This window comes from Natrinema longum (genome assembly GCF_017352095.1).
GTDB lineage: Archaea > Halobacteriota > Halobacteria > Halobacteriales > Natrialbaceae > Natrinema > Natrinema longum.
In genome coordinates this window covers 589,629-609,413 of record NZ_CP071463.1, presented here as the reverse complement: position 1 = coordinate 609,413, position 19,785 = coordinate 589,629, and the positions used below count along the sequence as shown (strand labels likewise).

16 protein-coding genes are annotated in these 19,785 nt (G+C 63.8%); 12 read left to right on the top strand and 4 right to left on the bottom strand.

The genetic code is table 11. The features are described from left to right. The first annotated feature begins 145 nt into the window (after positions 1-145). Positions 146-343, top strand: coding sequence for a DUF7511 domain-containing protein (locus J0X27_RS02935; RefSeq protein ID WP_207270975.1), 198 nt, complete (start codon positions 146-148; stop codon positions 341-343). 119 nt (positions 344-462) lie between these two features. Here J0X27_RS02935 and J0X27_RS02930 read toward each other — a convergent pair whose 3' ends face one another. Beyond that, positions 463-1,260: an alpha/beta fold hydrolase gene (locus tag J0X27_RS02930; RefSeq protein ID WP_207270974.1), complete on the bottom strand. Its 798-nt coding sequence runs from the start codon at positions 1,258-1,260 to the stop codon at positions 463-465. Between the two features lie 231 nt (positions 1,261-1,491). Here J0X27_RS02930 and J0X27_RS02925 point away from each other — a divergent pair, with 231 nt between their 5' ends. Together J0X27_RS02925 and J0X27_RS02920 are read left to right on the top strand one after the other, a co-directional pair. After that, positions 1,492-1,740: a DUF7127 family protein gene (locus tag J0X27_RS02925; RefSeq protein WP_207270973.1), complete on the top strand. Its 249-nt coding sequence runs from the start codon at positions 1,492-1,494 to the stop codon at positions 1,738-1,740. Further along, positions 1,737-4,004: a CDC48 family AAA ATPase gene (locus tag J0X27_RS02920; RefSeq protein ID WP_207270972.1), complete on the top strand. Its 2,268-nt coding sequence runs from the start codon at positions 1,737-1,739 to the stop codon at positions 4,002-4,004. The genes J0X27_RS02925 and J0X27_RS02920 overlap by 4 nt, the downstream gene beginning before the upstream one ends. A gap of 183 nt (positions 4,005-4,187) precedes the next feature. Here J0X27_RS02920 and J0X27_RS02915 read toward each other — a convergent pair whose 3' ends face one another. Together J0X27_RS02915 and J0X27_RS02910 are read right to left on the bottom strand one after the other, a co-directional pair. Beyond that, positions 4,188-4,634 (bottom strand): UPF0179 family protein, encoded by a 447-nt coding sequence (locus tag J0X27_RS02915; protein WP_207270971.1) that lies wholly within the window; start codon positions 4,632-4,634, stop codon positions 4,188-4,190. 58 nt (positions 4,635-4,692) lie between these two features. After that, the gene (locus J0X27_RS02910; RefSeq protein WP_207270970.1) at positions 4,693-5,115 is read right to left on the bottom strand and encodes a DUF5820 family protein; all 423 of its coding nucleotides are present in this window, start codon (positions 5,113-5,115) and stop codon (positions 4,693-4,695) included. Positions 5,116-5,642: 527 nt separating this feature from the next. Here J0X27_RS02910 and J0X27_RS02905 point away from each other — a divergent pair. The 8 genes from J0X27_RS02905 (at position 5,643) to J0X27_RS02870 (ending at position 16,514) form a co-directional block, all read left to right on the top strand. After that, the gene (locus J0X27_RS02905) at positions 5,643-7,715 is read left to right on the top strand and encodes a PrkA family serine protein kinase (RefSeq protein ID WP_207270969.1); all 2,073 of its coding nucleotides are present in this window, start codon (positions 5,643-5,645) and stop codon (positions 7,713-7,715) included. A gap of 1 nt (position 7,716) precedes the next feature. Beyond that, positions 7,717-10,002, top strand: coding sequence for a PrkA family serine protein kinase (locus tag J0X27_RS02900; protein ID WP_207270968.1), 2,286 nt, complete (start codon positions 7,717-7,719; stop codon positions 10,000-10,002). Beyond that, the gene (locus tag J0X27_RS02895) at positions 9,993-11,318 is read left to right on the top strand and encodes a YeaH/YhbH family protein (RefSeq protein WP_207270967.1); all 1,326 of its coding nucleotides are present in this window, start codon (positions 9,993-9,995) and stop codon (positions 11,316-11,318) included. Before J0X27_RS02900 ends, J0X27_RS02895 begins: the two co-directional genes overlap by 10 nt. Beyond that, positions 11,311-13,341 (top strand): SpoVR family protein, encoded by a 2,031-nt coding sequence (locus J0X27_RS02890; RefSeq protein ID WP_207270966.1) that lies wholly within the window; start codon positions 11,311-11,313, stop codon positions 13,339-13,341. The genes J0X27_RS02895 and J0X27_RS02890 overlap by 8 nt, the downstream gene beginning before the upstream one ends. Before the next feature lie 76 nt (positions 13,342-13,417). Continuing rightward, positions 13,418-14,452, top strand: a complete 1,035-nt coding sequence (locus J0X27_RS02885; RefSeq protein WP_207270965.1) for a HEAT repeat domain-containing protein — start codon at positions 13,418-13,420, stop codon at positions 14,450-14,452. Positions 14,453-14,587: 135 nt separating this feature from the next. Then, entirely contained in the window at positions 14,588-14,986 is a 399-nt protein-coding gene (locus J0X27_RS02880) for a secondary thiamine-phosphate synthase enzyme YjbQ (RefSeq protein WP_207270964.1), read from the top strand. A 263-nt stretch (positions 14,987-15,249) separates the two neighbouring features. Then, the gene (locus tag J0X27_RS02875) at positions 15,250-15,693 is read left to right on the top strand and encodes a response regulator (protein WP_207270963.1); all 444 of its coding nucleotides are present in this window, start codon (positions 15,250-15,252) and stop codon (positions 15,691-15,693) included. An 86-nt stretch (positions 15,694-15,779) separates the two neighbouring features. After that, positions 15,780-16,514 (top strand): SDR family oxidoreductase, encoded by a 735-nt coding sequence (locus J0X27_RS02870; RefSeq protein WP_207270962.1) that lies wholly within the window; start codon positions 15,780-15,782, stop codon positions 16,512-16,514. 20 nt (positions 16,515-16,534) lie between these two features. Here the strand turns inward: J0X27_RS02870 and J0X27_RS02865 are convergent, their stop codons facing one another. Continuing rightward, positions 16,535-17,884, bottom strand: a complete 1,350-nt coding sequence (locus J0X27_RS02865) for a sodium-dependent transporter (RefSeq protein WP_207270961.1) — start codon at positions 17,882-17,884, stop codon at positions 16,535-16,537. Between the two features lie 352 nt (positions 17,885-18,236). Here J0X27_RS02865 and J0X27_RS02860 point away from each other — a divergent pair, with 352 nt between their 5' ends. Beyond that, positions 18,237-19,781 (top strand): acyl-CoA carboxylase subunit beta, encoded by a 1,545-nt coding sequence (locus J0X27_RS02860; protein ID WP_207272012.1) that lies wholly within the window; start codon positions 18,237-18,239, stop codon positions 19,779-19,781. Positions 19,782-19,785 lie beyond the last annotated feature (4 nt).

The following is a 19,785-nucleotide window of genomic DNA, read 5'->3' as shown; positions in this document are numbered from 1 at the left end:
CCCAGCAGTGAATCCGTTCGACGATCCCGCCACGGACACGGAATACTAGGGAACTGATATAGTATATACTCTCATTCTATGCTCAGTGGCAGTATTTATATGACGTGCAGGCATAAAACGAAACCGAACGGCGGAAACCGATACCATGTCACACTCATCGAGGGACACCTGCGACCGCGACTCGGAGACCGATCACGCCGCGGGGCTCCAACACGTGACCGTCGAACGGGCCGGCATCGCAGTCTGTACGATCTTTCCGCGAGCGGTCGGCGAAGACGCGACATCGACGCAATGGATCGCGGCAACCGCCGATTCGTTCGTCGCGCTCGAGGGGAGCAGGTAACCCGCCGACGGTGGCCGTCCGTCGCTCGGAAACCTACGGTGAGGGTACTGGGGATCGACCCGCTTTGATACTGCCCGTCAGCCGCGGGAACGGCTCGGTCGCCTCCCTGTCCGTGCAGTCTAGTACCAGTCTCGGTTCCGATCGGCATCGAGTCCCGCCAGAAACTCCTCGACGACTCCGTTGAACGCCGCAGACTGCTCGATCATCGCCAGATGTGCCGCGTCCTCGAGTTCGGCCAGCCCGGCATCGTCGATTTCGTCGGCGAGATACTCGTGAAACCACGGCGGCGTCAGCTGATCGTACTCCCCGTACGCTACGAGCGTGGGCGTATCGATCTCGTCGATTCGATCGCGGACGTCGAACTGGTGGCAGGTCAGGAAGTCCCGACGCGTGACCGCCTGTCCGCAGTCGTCCATCCGTTCCATCGATCGCTCCCGGATTTCCGGATCGGGGTCGTGGAAGAGTCGATCCGGGCCATGCAGGAACTCGACGGCCCGCTCGAAGTCGGACTCGAGCCACGCCAACAGATCGTCCAGGACGCCGAGTCGCGCGCCGGTTCCCGTCAGCACGGCTGCTTCGGGATCGAACGGACGCTCGAGCAGGATCTGCAGAACGACGGCACCGCCAAGCGAGTTTCCGACGAGGATCTCCGCGTCCGTCGCCTCCGCGACGGCCAACACGTCGTCGGCGTACGCCGATAACGTCGTGTATCCGGCGCTCGCGTTGATATCGTCCGACTGGCCGTGACCGCTGAGATCGATCGTGACGATCGGATGGGCCTCTGCAAGCGCCCGTTGTCCGTTCCACATCTCTCCCGATCTCCCACTCCCGTGAACACAACAGATCGGGGGGCCCTCACCACCTCGATCACTGACGTCGTATGCCGTCTCTCGACCGTGATGTGATACCGTCTCCATACGGAGTCTCACGACCGGGACAGGTATAAAGACTCGAGACAGTTGCGACCGGAGCACGCCAGCAACGAGGATACGGTCCGTCCGACCCAACGGTCGCTATCTCCGCATGGCTGCTCGCGAATTTCACTGTGGACCACGAACAATCAGCTTCGTATCGACTACCGCGCCCTCATGCGATCAGCCTGCAAAAGGTTTATATAGTCCTGGTGCTTACTTTGGGTTAGTTACAGCATGACTCTCGACCAATTCACCCCCGAAGAGGGGCAGGTGGCCCGTCGATACGAGTACGACGACAGCACGGTGATGGCTGTCGACTTCGGTACCGACGCGGCCGACGCCTCGGTCGATCTCGTCGACGATACGGTTATTATCGTCCTCGATGACGACCAACACGAGATCGATCTCCCTGCGAATACCGAGACCGCGCACACGTTTATGAAAAACGGCGTTCTCACTATCGAACTGGAGGCAGACCGATGAAACTTACTGTAAAACCACTGAAGCAAAAGGACGCGGGTCGCGGACTGGCCGCGATCGACCGTGTCTCGATGACCGAACTCGACCTCGAGAACGGAGATTACGTCGTTATCTCGGGCAACGGCGACGGACAGGCCGTCGCTCGCGTCTGGCCCGGCTACCCCGAAGACGAGGGACGCGGTATCGTCCGCATCGACGGCCGCCTGCGCCAGGAGGCCGACGTCGGGATCGACGACAACGTCAGTATCGAACCGGCGGACGTCAAACCCGCCAAATCGGTCACCGTCGCACTCCCACAGAACCTGCGGATCCGCGGCGATATCGGTCCACTCGTCCGCGACAAGCTGAGCGGACAGGCCGTCACTGAGGGGCAGACGGTACCGTTCTCGCTCTCCTTTGGGCCGATGGCCAGTTCCGGTCAGTCGGTTCCGCTGAAGATCGCGAGCACCTCGCCGTCGGGAACCGTCGTCATCACGGACTCGACGAGCATCGAAGTCTCCGAGACGCCCGCCGAGCAGGTGAGCTCCGGCGGCCCCGCCTCTGCCGACGGCGTCCCGAACGTCACCTACGAGGACATCGGCGGCCTGGACAACGAACTCGACCAGGTCCGCGAGATGATCGAACTGCCGATGCGCCACCCCGAGCTGTTCCAGCAGTTGGGCATCGAGCCGCCCAAAGGTGTCCTCCTGCACGGCCCACCGGGGACCGGGAAGACCCTGATGGCCAAGGCCGTCGCCAACGAGATCGACGCCCACTTCGAGACGATCTCCGGCCCGGAGATCATGTCGAAGTATTACGGCGAGAGCGAGGAGAAGCTCCGCGAGGTCTTCGAAGAAGCCGAGGAGAACGCCCCCGCGATCGTCTTCATCGACGAACTCGACTCGATCGCGGCGAAACGCGAGGACGCCGGCGGCGACGTCGAACGACGCGTCGTGGCCCAACTGCTCAGCCTGATGGACGGCCTCGAGGAACGGGGCCGGGTGACGGTCATCGCGGCGACCAACCGCGTCGACGACATCGATCCCGCGCTCCGGCGTGGCGGCCGATTCGACCGCGAGATCGAGATCGGCGTCCCCGACAAGGAGGGCCGCAAGGAGATCCTGCAGGTCCACACCCGGGGGATGCCCCTCGACGAAGGGATCGACCTCGAGCAATACGCCGAAAATACCCACGGCTTCGTGGGAGCCGACCTCGAGTCGCTGGCCCGCGAGAGCGCGATGAACGCGCTCCGGCGGATCCGCCCCGACCTCGACCTCGAGTCCCAGGAGATCGACGCCGACGTCCTCGAGTCCCTGCAGGTCACTGAAGGTGACTTCAAGGAGGCGCTCAAGGGCATTCAACCCTCCGCGATGCGGGAGGTCTTCGTCGAAGTCCCCGACGTCACCTGGAACGACGTCGGCGGCCTCGAGGACACCAAAGAGCGACTCCGCGAGACGATCCAGTGGCCACTCGACTACCCCGACGTGTTCGAGCAACTGGACATGCAGGCCGCCAAAGGCGTCCTCATGTACGGTCCGCCGGGCACCGGGAAGACCCTGCTCGCGAAGGCCGTCGCCAACGAGGCCCAGTCGAACTTCATCTCGATCAAGGGACCCGAGTTGCTGAACAAGTACGTCGGCGAGTCCGAGAAGGGCGTCCGCGAGGTCTTCGAGAAGGCCCGGTCGAACGCGCCGACCGTGATCTTCTTCGACGAGATCGACTCGATCGCGGGCGAACGCGGCCAACGCCAGGGCGACTCCGGCGTCGGCGAACGCGTCGTCTCCCAGCTCCTGACCGAGCTCGATGGGCTCGAGGAGCTCGAGGACGTCGTCGTCATCGCGACGACCAACCGGCCGGACCTAATCGACAGCGCCCTGCTGCGCCCCGGTCGCCTCGACCGCCACGTCCACGTGCCGGTTCCCGACGAGGACGGTCGCAAGAAGATCTTCGACGTCCACACCCGCAACAAGCCGCTGGCCGAGTCCGTCGACCTCGAGTGGCTCGCGGGCAAGACGGAGGGCTACGTCGGTGCCGACATCGAGGCGCTCTGCCGCGAGGCCTCGATGGCCGCCAGCCGCGAATTCATCAACTCGGTCGACCCCGAGGACATGAACGACACCCTCGGAAACGTCCGCATCGGCCGCGAGCACTTCGAGCACGCGCTCGAGGAAGTCAAGCCGAGCGTCACCCCCGAAACCCGCGAGGAGTACGAGGAACTCGAAGAAAAGCTCCAGCAGGCCGAACCCGGAGAGGGACAGGACGAACAGCTCGGACGGACCTTCCAGTAACCGGTCGGTCCGTTCGGTCACGGGAAACGGGTCCGGCTGACCCCACGAGCGAGGAGACTGCCTCGAGGACGAGATCGGTCGCTCACACGGGTTTTCATCGGCTTCACTACGATAGCGATGGCTCGGTCCGTCGGTTCTGTGGCAGCCTCGAGGTCGGGTTCGCGGGCGCGTTGGGACAGCGTCTCAGTCGTCGGTATTCAGTTCGACCAGTTCGAGCGACCGATCGAGGTGACAGACCTCGTGTGGCGGCTCGCCGATGATCGCTTCGATGCGATACTCCTCGTCGAACTCGATGCCGTCGGGTTCGCAGTACTCGTGGCTCGGACACTCGACGTAGGGACAGGGACCGGGAAGACTCGTTTTGCTGCCGGCGAACGCGCCCTTCGAGGTGATGTTCGCACGCGCGGTGACCGGTTCGACCTCCACGGCGCGAACCCCGCCGTCGTGGATGGCACACTCGAGGGTCTGGGCGTTCTCGCGGATGGACGTGATACGGTATTTCGTCCCCTGAGAGAGGTTGAGACACTGGCTCCGGTAGGGACAGCCGGCACAGGCGTCGGCTTCGCCCTCGTAGACGAACTCGGTTCCCGGTTCGGCCAGCCGAGACCCGATGAGCGTAACGGTCGACATGGTTCCCGGTAGTTGCCACCGGCGGTTAAGCGTCACGTCCCGTCGGCCACGACCCGGGTTACTCGCCGCCCGTGAGTTTGTCGAGCCGGTCGAAGTACGCCTCACGAGGGACCTGATACAGCTCCCGATACGCGATCTCGCCGTCGTCGAACGCCCGCGCGAGTTCCACGGTCCGCTCGAGTGCCGCCCCCCGCGTCGGGAATCGCAGCGTCTCGTCGAGCGAGACGTCCGGCTCGAGATAGAGGGTGACGAACCAGTCCTCGGCGTCGGCGGTATCGGCAGGGTTGACGCCGGGGCGGCGGGTCCGCTTGCCGTGGGTGAGATACAGCGTCGGCAAACACGCTGCGGGAAACTCCCCGCCGTCGAAGACGTCCGGGCGGTACGCGAGCACGAGCCGTCCGTGCTCGCCCTCGCTCCAGACCGTCCAGCCATCGGGCAGCCTCGAGCGGTCCACGCCGTCGTTTGTCGCCGGGTCCGACATGGCCGTCCGTACGACCGCCGACCGTAAATTCCCGTCGTCACCGCGGCCGTCCGACAGCGCGCGCGAGCCGACGTGGACGCTGCAGGCCGGCAACTTATGCCCGCGTCCGCCGAATGTGGTGCATGTTACACCACACCAGTATATTATTCTCCAAGTATCTCCTCGAAACAAAATTCTGGTAAATACCTTTTGGGGCTAAGGTTAAGTGGCTGGATTACTCACTCATTAAATACTATCGGTATCCGCTTGCCGGACCGATCCACTCCGCGCCCGTCCCCGGCGCATCGTTGCTCGAGACCTCGAGGGGTGTCGCGCAACGTGACGTGGTGAAAAACGGCATATGACACGACAATACGCCGCCCGCGATTGGGTTACGCTCCTCGGACGCCCGTTCGAGGAGATCGACGAGTACTGCGCGTTCACGCCGGGTGACGCGAGGCGACGGATTCCGACGGTTCGGCCACGTGGTGCCACGGCTGGTCGAACGACTACACCGAAGAGGGGGGACCCCCGCAACCAACGATACCATGACCGGTGATATCGAAACACTCGAGCAGCTCAGTACGGACTACAAGGAATCGATGCCCGCAGACCTGCGGGAAACCAAGTCCTTCGACTGGTACCTAGAGGAGGTCTACGAGGACCCGAAGGTGGCCCGCAACGCCCACCAGCGCGTCGCGGACATGTTCGACTACTACGGGACGACCTACGACGAGACCGAGGGCATGGTCGAGTACCAGCTCGCGAGCGAGGATCCGTTGAACGACGGCGAGAACACCTTCTACGGGAAGGTAATCCACCAGTCGATCCACGAGTTCGTCAACAAGGTGAAATCGGGGGCCCGCCGACTCGGGCCCGAACGCCGGATCAAGCTCCTGCTGGGTCCGGTCGGGTCGGGGAAATCCCACTTCGACAAGCAGGTCCGCACGTATTTCGAGGACTACACGCTCCGGGACGACGGCCGGATGTACACCTTCCGGTGGATCAACCTCTGTGACGTCATTCAGGATCAGGATCCAGCCGACGACACCGTCCGGTCACCGATGAATCAGGATCCGCTCGTCCTCCTCCCCCTCGAGCAGCGCCAGCGGGTCATCGACGATCTCAACGAGAACTTGGACGCCCCGTACACGATTCAAAACGAGCAGTCCCTGGACCCCGAAAGCGAGTTCTACATGGATCGGCTGCTGGCGTACTACGACGACGACCTCCAGCAGGTTCTGGAGAACCACGTCGAGATCGTCCGCTTCGTCGCCGACGAGAACAAACGGCAGGGGCTGGAGACCTTCGAACCCAAAGACAAGAAGAACCAGGACGAGACCGAACTCACCGGCGACGTCAACTACTCGAAGATCGCCATCTACGGCGAGAGCGACCCGCGAGCCTTCGACTACTCGGGGGCGTTCTGTAACGCGAACCGCGGCATCTTCTCCGGCGAGGAACTCCTGAAACTCCAGCGGGAGTTCCTCTATGACTTCCTGCACGCCACCCAGGAACAGACGATCAAGCCGAAGAACAACCCCCGGATCGACATCGACCAGGTGATCGTCGGCCGCACCAACATGCCCGAGTACAAGGACAAGAAGGGCGACGAGAAGATGGAAGCGTTCAACGACCGCACCAAGCGGATCGACTTCCCCTACGTCCTCTCCTACGAGGACGAGGCCAACATCTACGAGAAGATGCTCAACAACGCCGACGTCCCCGACATCAACGTCGAGCCACACACCTTAGAGATGGCGGGGCTGTTTGGCGTCCTCACGCGGATCGAGGAACCCGACACCGAGACCGTCGGACTGCTCTCGAAGGCGAAAGCGTACAACGGCGAGATCGACGAAGGCGACGACATCGACATCAAGAAGCTTCGCGACGAAGCCGCCGCGAAAGCCGAGATCGGCGAGGGGATGGTCGGGATCTCGCCTCGCTTCATCGGGGACGAGATCGCCGAGGCGATCATGGACTCGAAACACCGCCAGCGCGGGTTCCTCTCGCCGCTTACTGTGTTCAACTTCTTCGAGGAGAACTTAGAGCACCACGGCTCGATTCCCGAAGACAACTTCGAGCAGTACTACCGCTACCTCGAGACGGTCCGCGAGGAGTACAAGGAACGCGCCATCGAGGACGTCCGCCACGCCTTGGCCTACGACATCGACGAGATCCAGCGCCAGGGCGAGAAGTACATGGATCACGTGATGGCCTACATCGACGACGACACGATCGAGGACGAACTCACGGGCCGCGAGCAGGAACCCGACGAGACCTTCCTGCGCTCGGTCGAGGAGAAACTCGACATCCCCGAGGACCGCAAGGAGGACTTCCGACAGGAGGTGAGCAACTGGGTCTCCCGACGCGCCCGCGAGGGCGAGGCGTTCAATCCCCAGGACAACGAGCGCCTGCGCCGTGCCCTCGAGCGCAAGCTCTGGGAGGACAAGAAGCACAACATCAACTTCTCCGCGCTGGTCAGCGCCAACGAGTTCGACGACGACGAACGCTCCGCGTGGATCGACGCACTGATCGAACAGGGGTACTCCGAAGGTGGAGCCAAGGAGGTGCTCGAGTTCGCCGGCGCGGAGGTCGCCAAAGCCGAGATGGAAGACTAACATGACCGGACACGACTACGTCTCCGAGGCCGATCGCACACTCGAGGAGACCTACGAGGAACCGATGAGCCTCGCGGCGTACGTCGATCGGCTCTTCGAGCAGCCGACGATCGGCTCCCACGCTTCGAAGTACCTGCTCGAGGCGATCGAGGCCGCCGGCACCCGCACGGTCGTCGAGGAGGGCGAGGAGAAAGAGCGCTATCGCTTCTTCGACGATCCGCACAACGACGGCGAACACGCGATCCTCGGCAACACCGAGGTGCTCAACGGATTCGTCGACGACCTGCGCTCGATCGCCGCGGGGCGGGCGAAAGACGAGAAGATCATCTGGTTCGAGGGGCCGACGGCGACGGGCAAGTCCGAACTCAAGCGCTGTCTGGTCAACGGGCTGCGCGAGTACTCCAAGACTCCCGAGGGGCGTCGGTACACGGTCGAGTGGAACGTCACGACCGCCGAGGCCGGCGAGCGCGGGCTGAGCTACGGCGGCGACGCCACCGCGAGCGACGACCAGCACTGGTACGAAAGCCCCGTTCAGGCCCACCCCCTGTCGGTGTTCCCCGAGAGCGTCCGCAAGGACCTGCTCGAGCGACTCAACGCCGACCTCGACGACCACGTTCCGGTCCAGGTCGATGCGGAGCTCGATCCGTTCTCCCGGGAGGCCTACGACTTCCTCGAGGAGCGCTATCGCCGGAACGGCGAGGAGGAACTGTTCTCGGCGATCACCGACGAGAACCACCTCCGGGTGAAAAACTACGTCGTCGACACGGGCCAGGGCGTCGGCGTGTTGCATTCCGAAGACGACGGCCCGCCGAAGGAACGGCTCGTCGGCTCGTGGATGCACGGGATGCTCCAGGAACTGGACTCGCGGGGCCGGAAGAACCCGCAGGCGTTTAGCTACGACGGCGTCCTCTCGCAGGGAAACGGCGTCCTCACGATCGTCGAGGACGCGGCCCAGCACGCCGACCTGCTCCAGAAGCTGCTGAACGTTCCCGACGAGCAATCGGTGAAACTCGACAAGGGGATCGGGATGGACGTCGACACCCAGATGCTGATCATCTCGAACCCCGATCTGGAGGCCCAGCTCAACCAACACGCCGACCGCAACGGGATGGACCCGCTGAAGGCGCTCAAGCGCCGACTGGACAAACACCGCTTTGGCTACCTGACGACGCTGAGCCTCGAGACGGAGCTCATCCGGCGGGAGCTCACCAACGAGATGGCGGTCTGGGAGGCCGACACCTACGAGGAACTGGCCGATCGGATCCGTGCACCGGTGACGGTGACGGTCAAGGGTCGCGAGGGCGAGACGCGCGTCCAGGAGTTCGCGCCCCACGCCATCGAGGCGGCTGCGCTGTACGCGGTCGTGACGCGACTCGACGAGGAGGATCTCCCGAACGGACTGGATCTCGTCGACAAGGCGCTGATCTACGATCAGGGCTACCTCCAGGAGGGCGATACTCGCCGCCAAAAGGACGAGTTCGACTTCGACGACGACGGGGACGACGGCGATCACGGGATTCCGGTCACGTACACGCGGGATACGCTCGCTGAACTCCTGCAGACCGATCGGGACCGCCACCACGCCGACCTCTCGGTCGAGGACGTCGTCATGCCCCGCGACGTGTTGAACGTCATGGTCGAGGGACTGATCGACGCGCCGGTCTTCTCGACTGGCGAGCGCTCGGAGTTCGAGAACCGGGTCGTCCCCGTGAAAAACTACATCTACGACCAACAGGAGAGCGACGTCATCGAGGCCATCATGCACGACAAACGCGTCGACGAGGAGACCGTCGCCGAGTACGTCGAACACGTCTACGCCTGGGAGACCGACGAACCGCTGTACAACGACCGCGGCGAGCGCGTCGAACCCGACCCGCTGACGATGAAGCTCTTCGAGATCGAGCACCTGGGCCGGTTCTCCGAGGCCGAGTACGAAGGGAATCGCCCCCGCGAGAGCGTCCGGAACTTCAGACGCGAGAAGGTCATCACCTCGCTGAACCGCCACGCCTGGGAGCACCGCGACGAGGACTTCGCCGTCGAAGATGTCGACCTCACGGCGATCCCGGTCATCAAGACGGTCCTCGAGAGCCACGATTGGGACGACATCGAGCGGACCTTCGAGGACTTCGATCCGCGACAGTGGAGCGATCCGCCAAGCGGGACCGAGACGGCGGCGGTCAAGGAAAACACCATCGAGACGATGGTGAACCTCTTTGGCTACTCCGAAGCGTCCGCCGAACTAACCAGCAGACACGTCATGGGGCAGGTGAGCTACCGATGGGACTGAGAGACGACCTCGATCGATTCCGTGAGGTGGGCGAACAGCGCCGCGAGGATCTGGCCGATTTCATCCAGTACGGCGACCTCGGCCAGAGCCGGCCGGGCGAGATCAAGATCCCCGTGAAGATCGTCTCGCTGCCGGAGTTCGAGTACGATCAGCGGGACAAGGGCGGCGTCGGTCAGGGCGAGGACGGGACGCCCGATACCGGCCAGCCGGTCGGCCAGCCACAACCTCAGCCGGGCGACGACGGCGAGGACGGCGAGCCCGGCGAGGAGGGGGGCGACCACGAGTACTACGAGATGGATCCCGAGGAGTTCGCCGAGGAACTCGACGAGGAACTCGGGCTCGACCTCGACCCGAAGGGTAAGAAGGTCGTCGAGGAGAAGGAAGGACCGTTTACCGACCTCACCCGAACCGGCCCCAACAGCACCCTCGACTTCGAGCGGATGTTCAAGGAGGGACTCAAGCGCAAGCTCGCGATGGACTTCGACGAGGAGTTCCTCCGGGAACTCTGCAAGGTCGAGGGAATTTCGCCCCGCGAGGTCTTCGAGTGGGCCCGCGGCGAGAACCTCCCCGTCTCGATGGCCTGGGTCCAGGAGGCCTACGACGATATTCCGGCCGAAGAACGCGGGACGTGGGCGTCGATCGAGGCGGTCGAGGCGAACGTCGAGCGCGAGGACGTCCAACAGAAGATCCGCCGCGAGGGGATCGACCACGTCCCCTTCCGCCGCGAGGACGAGCGCTACCGCCACCCCGAGATCATCGAGGAGAAAGAGAAGAACGTCGTGGTCGTCAACATCCGCGACGTCTCCGGCTCGATGCGCGAGAAGAAACGCGAGCTCGTCGAGCGGACCTTCACCCCGCTGGACTGGTACCTCCAGGGCAAGTACGACAACGCCGAGTTCGTCTACATCGCCCACGACGCCGACGCCTGGGAGGTCGAGCGCGACGAGTTCTTCGGCATCCGCAGCGGCGGCGGCACCAAGATCTCGAGCGCGTACGAACTCGCCGCCGAACTGTTGGAGGAATACCCCTGGACCGACTGGAACCGGTACGTCTTCGCCGCGGGCGACTCGGAGAACTCCTCGAACGACACCGAGGAGCGCGTGATCCCGCTGATGGAGGGGATCCCGGCGAACCTCCACGCCTACGTGGAGACACAACCCAGCGGGAACGCGATCAACGCCACCCACGCCGAGGAACTCGAGCGCCACTTCGGGACCGACGCGGAGGACGTCGCGGTGGCCTACGTCAACGGCGAGGCGGACGTGACCGACGCGATCTACGACATCCTCTCGACGGAAAGTGAGACCGATGAGTAACTCAAATTCGAACGCGGACCGATTCCGCAAACAGGCGATTGCCAGCGATCTGGAGGGGCCGGTCGACGAGGCCCGGAACCTCGCGGTGAAACTCGGCCTCGAGCCCTATCCGGTGAAGTACTGGATCATCGACTACGACGAGATGAACGAACTCATCGCCTACGGCGGGTTCCAGAGCCGCTACCCCCACTGGCGGTGGGGAATGCAGTACGACAAGCAACAAAAGCAGGGCCAGTACGCGGGCGGGAAGGCATTCGAGATCGTCAACAACGACAACCCCGCCCATGCGTTCCTCCAGGAGTCGAATACGATCGCCGACCAGAAGGCAGTCATCACCCACGTCGAAGCCCACTCGGACTTCTTCGCGAACAACGACTGGTTCGGCATGTTCACCAGCGGGCGCGCCAACGAGGAGCAGGTCAACGCCGCCGCCATGCTCGAGCGTCACGCACGGGCGATCGACGAGTACATGTCCGATCCCGACATCGACCGCGCCGAGGTCGAGAAGTGGATCGACCACTGCCTGACCCTCGAGGACAACATCGACCAGCATCAGGTGTTCAGCCGGCGACTCGACGTCGACGGGCCCGCGGGCACGGAGATCGACGACGACCTCGCCGAGCAACTCGACGAACTCGAACTCTCGGACGAGATCAAAGGCGAAGTGTTCACCGAGGAGTGGCTCGACAAACTCGAGGAGGAAGACATCGCCCCGAGCTTTCCCGAAGAGCCCCAGAAGGACGTGCTGGCGTTCGTCCGCGAGCACGGCAAGCAGTACGACGACGAGGCCGGACGAGCGGTCGAGATGACGGAGTGGCAACGCGACATCCTCGACATGATGCGGGCGGAAGCCTACTACTTCGCCGCCCAGAAGATGACGAAGGTGATGAACGAGGGCTGGGCCGCCTACTGGGAGTCGACGATGATGACCGACGAGGTCTTCGCCGGCGACGACGAGTTCCTCAACTACGCCGACCACATGGCGAAGGTGTTGGCCTCCGGCGGCCTCAACCCCTACAGCCTCGGAATGGAGCTGTGGGAGTACGTCGAGAACACGACGAACCGTCGAGCCGTCCTCGAGGCGCTGTTGCGCGTCGAGGGAATCTCCTGGCGCAATCTCATCGATGTCGTCGACTTCGATGCGGTCCTCGAGATCCTCGAGCCGCCGGCGGCGATCGAGACCATTGCGCCCGAGACGCTCGGGCGACTCGAAGAGCTGCCCGAGAAGTGGGTCGACCACGAGGCACTCGAGCGGGCTCGCGAGGGCGAGATCGACGTCGAACAATACCCCTGGAAGGTACTGACCTACGAGGGATTGGCCCGGCGACACTACTCGCTGGTCAAGCGCCAACACCGCGGCTTCCTCGCACGCGTCAATCAGAACGAACTCGAGCGGATCGGCCGCTACCTGTTCGACGACGCCCGCTATTCGTCGGTCGAGGAGGCGCTCGAGGACATTGATTTCACCGCCGGCTGGGATCGGATGTTCGACGTCCGGGAGAGCCACAACGACGTGACCTTCCTCGACGAGTTCCTCACCCAGGAGTTCATCACGGAGAACAACTACTTCACCTACGAACACTCGCAGGCGACCGGGCAGTTCCACGTCGCCAGCGACGCCGCCGAAGACGTCAAAAAGAAGTTGCTGTTGCAGTTTACCAACTTCGGGAAACCGACGATTGCGGTCTACGACGGTAACTACAACAACGCGAACGAACTCCTGTTGGGCCACCAGTACAACGGGGTCATGCTCGATCTGGGGCAGGCCACGGAGACGCTCAAGCGGATCTTCGAACTGTGGGGCCGCCCGGTGAACCTGCTGACCATCGTCAAGGAGGTCGACGAACACGACATCGAGGTCGCCAAGCGCCGCAATCGCGAGCCCGAACCGGAAGAGCAGGGCAAACTGATCCGATACGACGGCCAGACGGTCACGACCGAAGACGTACCCTGGGAGGAGGTCGAACACCTCTCGGCCGACGACATCGATTACGACACGAAACCCGAGGAGTGGCTCGCCTGATCGCGTTTCAAGCACTCCCTTCCGACCGCCGTTGGCCGGAACCCTTTTGATGGCTATCACCCATGCACGGGACACGATGGATGTGGATGGGGGCGGGGGCCTCGAGCAGCAGGGCGGGGGAGCAGCGGGATTCGACCTGCCGGCAGTCCTCGCACAACTCGACGATACCGATCCGGCGGAGCAGCGAGCCGCGGTCCGTCGGATCCGAACGGCGATCGACGAACGGGGGCTGGCCGGGGCGTGCGTTCCGACGGTTCCGAAACTCCGCGCGCTCCTCGAGCGCCCGGAGCTCGACTTTCACGAGGAGATCGCCGCCTGTCTCGCCGATCTGGCGGCCGAAGCGCCGACCGACGTCGCCCCGTCGACTGAGGCGATCGTTGCCGTTGCCGCCGAGCGAACTGATCGGCCGGAGACGCGGCCACTCCTTCGGTGTCTCGCCGCCGTCGCCGCCGAGCGACCGGACGTCGTGGCCGACTATACGACGGCGATTACCGGCGTACTGGAGACACGACGCGGCTTCGATCACTGCGGGCTGCAAGTGCTGGCACACGTCTCGACGGCGGACCCGGCGGCGATCCAGCCGGCGGTCCCGGTTCTCACCGATGCGCTGGCGGTGAACCCGGTCGAGAACGGGACGCCGGCGCTCCGAGCGCTCGGTCGGTTCGTGCGATCCGAGGGGGAGGTACCGTCCCGGGAGTTCGTCACGCACGCTGCCACGCTCGTCGATCACGACGAAACGGCACTCAGACACGACGCGATCGGCTGTCTCGGCGACGTGGCCGACCACGATCCAGCCGCGGTCGAACCGGTCTGTGGATCCCTCGGGGCTTCGCTGTCCTGTTCGGACCCGGATACGCGGGCCATGGCCGCGATGACGCTGGCACGGGTCGCCGACGGGATCGAATCCGCACTCGAGCCGGTTCGCGAACAGCTCTGTGAGTTGCTCGCGGACGACTATCCGCACGTCCGGGTAAACGCCTGCATCGCGCTCGGGAACGGGCGCGTCGACGCGGCCGCGCCACGACTGCGGGCGCTCGCGAGCGACGATCCGTCCCCGAACGTCCGCGACCGCGCCCAATGGGCACTGACACGGACGACCGTCAGTCAGTGACGGCGCGCCCGCGAACCGCAGTGTGGTTGCGCGGGGACGTCGGTACAGCAAACCGTATGACCCGCCTTTCCTGATCGCGCCGATATCGCGAGGAAAACCGGAACCGACTCCATCCGTGCGGTCGTCCCCTCGAGCATGTCGTTTGCAGTCTCGACCGAGTCACGGCTGACGACCGTCGACGTGACCGATCGCATCGCCGCGGCCGTCCCCGACGGCCTCGAGGAGGGGATCTGTACCGCGTTCGTCCAGCATACGACGGCCGGACTCGTCGTTCAGGAAGCCGAACCGCGGCTCCGTGACGATCTCGAGTCGTTCCTGCGGGACGTGGTTCCCGACGAGGGACACGCCCACGACGAACTGGACGGCAACGCGGACTCGCATCTCCGCGCGTCGCTGGTCGGCCCGGACGTGACGATTCCAGTCGCGGACGGCGAGCTGGCGCTGGGAACGTGGCAGTCGGTGCTGCTCGTCGAGTGTGACGGCCCGCGAACGCGGACCGTGTCCGTGACGACCGTCGGCGAAAGCCGTCCGTAACGGCCGGTGAATACGCGCTCGCGGATCGAGGGAAATCGGTCTTACACCCCGACGGGGTAGGAGTCGGTTGAACGTCGGCGAGTAGCCCGTTCGATTCGGACACTGCTATTCCCCGAGATGCGCCCACGTTGAGCCTCGAGACGCGGTTCTGTCCGCAGGTTCCAAATCACTTAGTACGTAGGCTTAACCGGGTCTCCTGACTAGGTGGAGGCGTGTGTCACATTGGATGACCCCACCACACGCTTGTCAGTCGTGAGCCGCCCATGAGCGGTCGAGGGGCCGATTCGGTCGATGTGCTGCTCGTCGAGAACGACGACGCGGACGCCCGGTTGATCCGGGAGGCGTTCGACGAGTTAGCCATCGAAACGTCGCTCCACGTCGTGGCCGACGGGAACGAAGCGCTGGCACAGGTCACCGACCACGACGGCGAGTCACCGTCGATCCCGGATCTCGTCCTCTTAGACATGGATTCGCCGGGGATGTCCGGCCTCGAAGTACTCGAAGCGTTGAGCGACGAGTCGGAACTCGTACCGCTTCCCGTGCTCGTCTTGACGCGGTCGCCGACCCGCGAGCACATCGACGAGAGTTACGAACTCGCGGCGAACGCGTCCCTCAGGAAACCCTCCGATCCGGCGGGGTATACCGAACTGGTCGACGCGATCGCGGACTTCTGGTTCAAACGAGCCGAGTTGCCGACCGATTCGTAGCGCCGGCTCCGTCGGTTCGCTCTCCGTCGTGTGCCCGCCCTCGACAGCCCCCGTCTTTGATGCGACCGGAGCGCACACCCTAGAGCATGGCAGTTCCGACCGCGTTCGACGTCGACTTCGACGGAACCGTCGCAGTGATCACCGGCGCGAGCGGCGCACTCGGCAGCGGCGCTGTCGAACGGTTTCTCGAGGCGGGTGCGACGGTCTGTGCCGTCGACGTGATCGCGCCCGACGAGGGAGACAGCCTGCTCGAGCCCGATCCCGCCGACGAATCCGATCTCGCGTTCTACGAGGCGGACCTGACCGACGAGGACGACGTGGCCGACCTGATGGCGACCGTCGTCGACGACCACGGCCGGATCGACCACCTGCTGAACGTCGCCGGGACGTGGCGGGGCGGCGATCACGTCGAGGACACCGATCTCGAGGAGTTCGAGTTACTCGTGGACGTCAACCTGAAGACGGCCTTTCTGGCGTCCAAACACGCCTTGCCACACCTCCAGGAGACGGCGGGGTCGATCGTCAGCATCAGCGCCCGGTCCTCGCTCGAGGGCGGCGCGGGCGATGGCTCCTACCGGATCACGAAAGCCGGTATCCGGCTGCTGACGGAGACGGTAGCCGAGGAGAACCGCGGGACCGTCCGCGCGAACTGCGTCATGCCGAGCGTGATCGATACCCCGATGAACCGCGAGATGATGCCCGACGCCGATCACGACTCGTGGGTCGACCCCCTCGAGATCGCCGACGTGATGGCGTTTCTCTGTAGCGACGGGGCCGCGGTGACGAGTGGTGCTGCGGTGCCAGTGTACGGCGAGGCTTGATCGGCGAAAACGGCCGCCGATTAGCCGAGGATACCGCTGATCGCCTCGTACGCACCGATCGCGTTCAGTCCGAGGATCACGACCAGCGTGACGACGACGGGTATTCGAAGCGCCCAGATCCAGGCCGTTCCCCACCCGCCGAGGTTTCGAATCCCTTTGCCGAGTTCCTCGAGGCCGAGGTCGGTCTTGACCCAGCCGATGTAGATGGCTAACAACAGTGCGCCGAGGATGAGCAGGATGTTGTTAGCGAGTTCGTCGTAGACCGTGAGCCACGAGAGACTTCCGTCGTACGCGACGGGAACGCCGAAGAGGAATATCACGGTCCCGATGAGAAGCGTCGCCGGGACGCGATCGACGCCGCGTTCGTCGATCAGGTAGGAAACGACGACCTCCATGATACTGATCGCGCTCGAGAGCGCCGCGATGGTGACGGTACCGAAGAAGACCGCCCCGAGAACGCTGCCGAACGGAATGTTGCTAAACGCCTGCGAAAGCGCGATGAAGATGAATCCCGGACCGTCGCCGATTGCGACGATGTCGGCGACGGCGAGGTCGCCGGAGAAGAGGACCGGGAACGCGACGAGGCCGACGGTGAACGCGATCGCCGTGTCTAATCCGACGATGATGACGGCGTCTTTGGCGAGGTTACGATCCTCTCCGAGGTAGGATGCATAGGTGATCATCACGCCCATCCCGAGCGAGAGCGTGAAGAACGCCTGTGCGGCTGCTGCGGGTAAGATACTGGTCCAGTTCGCGGCAATAGTACCCAGTTCAGGTGACAGGTAGTATGCGTAGGCTTCCCCGGCATTCGGGAGCGTTCCGGCGTAGATTGCCAGACCGGCCAGGAGGATGATGATCGCGGGAACCATCAGCTTCACGGAGAATTCGATACCGCGCTGGATACCGAACCCGACGACGGCGATGACGGCCGCCATGAAGATCGCGTGTGTGAGGACCGACATCATTCCCCCGGTCGTTGCTCCGAACTGCGCCGCACCGTCTGCGGCGTAGTTCCCCTGCAGTCCGTAGACGGTGTACTGCAAAACCCAGCCAGCGATGACGCTGTAGTACGAGAGGATAACGAAGCCCGCGAGGACGAACACCCACCCGATCCGCTGCCACGAACCCGTGCCGATCTGCTTGAGCGCGCCGACGGGATTTCGATCCGTGTACCGGCCGACGGTGAACTCGACTAAGATCACCGGGAACCCGATGACCGCGATCAAAGCGAGGTAGACGACGAGGAACGCCGCGCCGCCGAATTCACCGACTTGATACGGGAACCTCCAGACGTTACCCAATCCCACTGCACTGCCGACCGCGGCGAGGATGAACCCCGCTCTCGTTGCCCATGTTTCGCGTTGTGCCATGGTTTAACCCTTTCTCACCATGCCTTAAAACCTTACATTCGGGGACTATATTCAGTATTTTCCGCTTTCAGTGTCATCTGTCATGATTCGTTCCGCATTTGTTCATGAATCGAAAAGTACGTCACGGAATATCCATCCACAATGTGGATGTGTTTCACACTAGGTGGGAATCGATTCCTCCGACCCGTACCCCGGCCACAGCCCAACGGAACTACCACCGGTCGTCCGCCGGCCCGTGTGATACGATAACGCCCGAACCCTCATGGGAAATAATACGAGTTACAGAACGTTTTTTATTCCGGTGGCCGTTGCCTCGGCCAATGAGTCGCCACGGGAGGGTTTCCCTATGACGATGGAGGACCGCATCGACGAACTCGAGGAACTCCGCGAAGAGGCACGGAAAGGCGGCGGCGAGGCGCGAATCGAGAAGCAACACGACAAGGGGAAGATGACCGCCCGCGAGCGGATCGACTACTTCCTCGACGAGGGCACCTTCACGGAGTTCGACCAGCTCCGGACCCACCAGACGAGCCAGTTCGGGATGGAGGAGAAGAAGATCCCCGGCGACGGCGTCGTCACCGGCTACGGCGAGGTCAACGGGCGCACCACCTTCGTCTTCGCCCACGATTTTACGGTCTTCGGGGGGTCGCTCGGCGAGGTCTTCGCCGAGAAGGTCTGCAAGGTCATGGATATGGCGATGGAGGTCGGCGCGCCCGTCATCGGGCTCAACGACTCCGCTGGAGCCCGCATTCAGGAGGGCGTCAAGAGCCTCGCGGGCTACACCGAGATCTTCCGCCGGAATCAGGAAGCCAGCGGCGTCGTCCCGCAGATCTCGGCGACGATGGGTCCGTGTGCCGGCGGAGCCGTCTACTCCCCGGCGATCACCGACTTCATCTTCATGGTCAAAGACACCAGCCACATGTACATCACCGGCCCCGGCGTCACCAAGACCGTCACCGGTGAGGAGGTCACCCACGAGGAACTCGGCGGCGCGATGACCCACGCCAACAAGACCGGCGTCGCCCAGTTCGCCTGCGAGAGCGAGGAACAGGCCTTGGACGACATCAAGCGGCTCCTCTCCTATCTCCCCCAGAACAACGTCGAGGACCCACCGCGCGTCGAGCCCTGGGACGACCCCGACCGGCGCGACGACGCGCTCACGGACATCGTCCCGCCGAGCCCACAGAAGCCCTACGACATGACCGACGTCATCGATAGCGTCGTCGACGAGGGATCCTTCTTCGAGGTGGCGGACAACTTCGCCCAGAACATCGTCGTCGGCTTCGGCCGCCTCGACGGCCGCTCGGTCGGTCTCGTCGCCAACCAGCCCCGCGTCAACGCCGGCACGCTGACCGTCGACGCCTCGATGAAGGCCTCGCGGTTCGTCCGCTTCTGTGACTCCTTTAATATCCCGATCGTCACCTTCGTCGACGTCCCCGGCTACATGCCCGGAACCGACCAGGAACACCGCGGGATCATCCGCCACGGCGCGAAACTGCTCTACGCCTACGCCGAGGCGACCGTTCCCCTCCTCACCGTCATCACGCGGAAGGCCTACGGCGGTGCCTACTGCGTCATGGCGTCGAAGAACCTCGGCGCGGATGTCAACTACGCCTGGCCGACCGCCGAGATTGCCGTCATGGGCCCACAGGGCGCGGTCAACATCCTCTACCGCGAGGAACTCGAGGAGGCCGACAACCCCGACGAGCTTCGGGACGAACTCATCGAGGAGTACCGCGAGGAGTTCGCCAACCCCTACACTGCGACCGACAAAGGGTTCCTCGACGATGTCATCGTCCCCACGGAAACTCGGCCGCGGCTCATCCGCGACCTCGAGATGCTCGAGACCAAACGCGAACAGAACCCGGACAAGAAACACGGCAACATCCCACTGTAGTCAG